The organism is Aetokthonos hydrillicola CCALA 1050, assembly GCF_017591665.1.
In the GTDB taxonomy this organism is placed as follows: Bacteria; Cyanobacteriota; Cyanobacteriia; order Cyanobacteriales; family Nostocaceae; genus Aetokthonos; species Aetokthonos hydrillicola.
The window spans coordinates 1-1,454 of the sequence record NZ_JAAKGC010000384.1; the positions used below are offsets into that span (position 1 = coordinate 1).

At 41.1% G+C, this 1,454-nt stretch carries 1 protein-coding gene and 1 pseudogene; both read right to left on the minus strand.

The window, feature by feature from the left end:
- Nucleotides 1-977 (minus strand): annotated as a pseudogene (locus G4P69_RS38150) (apolipoprotein N-acyltransferase); the annotation flags it as partial.
- Nucleotides 978-1,167: 190 nt separating this feature from the next.
- On the minus strand, nucleotides 1,168-1,454 hold a 287-nt coding region (locus tag G4P69_RS38155), incomplete at its 5' end, for a DNA gyrase C-terminal beta-propeller domain-containing protein (protein WP_279606332.1).

The window sequence follows — 1,454 nt, forward strand, 5'->3', positions numbered from 1 at the left end:
CTATTTGTATAGCCACGTTGTTCCTTGTCAAAACCTCCTATCCAAGCAACCACACCTTTTTCTCTCACTGCAGCAACCAAAGAACTCCGCATAATACTATACTGAGAAAATGGCAATGCTCCTTCAGGAGTTAAAACTGCATCCACTCCTTGATTTGCCAAGGTTAGGTATCCAGTGGTGTACCCTTCTATTGCTCGACGGAAACCTTCTGGATAAAGTTTGATTGTATTGGGAATGTTACCTTGAATAATTCCAACTTTTAATGCTGCTTCTGGTGGTTGAGCTAAGGGAAGTTTGTATAAGCTAAAACCAATCAGGTGACAGGTAATAAGTAACGCTGTGGCGATCGCTAAATATTTATCAATGAACCACTTGCGTTTAAACTGAAAACCGTTTATCCAACTCTGTGCTAATAAACCGTTAACTGCAACAATTGCTGCTACCACCGCATTTGGTCCTGAGAGTTGACCAAGGTGTAAAATTACCAAATTATGCGGACTCTGAGTGTAAGAAAGAGAACTCCAAAATAAAGGACCAGCACTCCAAAGCCTTTCTAATACGCACCAAATAGCTGTGCCAATAAGAACTCGGCTCAGAGGAGAAAGTGCAATTTGAGATTTATAATTTATCCAAGATAAGCACGTTCCCCAGACTGCAACTAATGCAGCTCCCCAAAGAGTAATAAATATCCAACAAAACAGGGCGATCGCAAGACTCGCCAACCAAGGAACACCCATCCAAGTCATGGGATGAATTCCGGTAATCCAGGATAAAGCAATACCGTGATAACCAATACCCCAGGCTAAACTCATTAAAAATGAAGAATTTTCACCCTTATTTTTAAGGATTAAAACCCATAAAGGAGCTAAGGCAATCGAGGCTAAAAACCAAGCACCTACAGGGGCTACTGTTAGTCCCATTAAGATACCACTGGCAAGAGTAATCAAAAGTGCAAAATTAAAATGAGAAATCTTCATTTTTATAAAGAATTCAGAAGTCAGGAGTCAGGAGCCAGAATAACTTCTGACTTTTGTATTCTGACTCCTGTATTCTAAATACTGACCGCCACAAAAAAGGGATGCAAACCCCTAAATTTATTTTGGTGGTTGTTACTTTTGACTTTTGACTTTTGACTTTTGACTTGGAGCGAAGCGACTGACTCCTTTTTTAATTTTCAGCCTCTTCGACGTCACCACTATCTGGAGGAACTATTGCTACTCCTGTGATTGCATCATCTCCGTCTAGGCGCTGCACTCGTACACCAGTTGCTGAGCGGGATTGTATGGAGATAGCATTTACAGCTTGGCGTATGATGATACCCCGATTGGTGACCATCATGATTTCATCGTCGTTGTTGACAATGTGTAAGGTTGCGAGTTGATCTTTAGTTTTCCGGTTTTTAAATTTGGTTGCCATTAAACCCTGACCTGCACGTTTTTGCAACCGGAATTGGG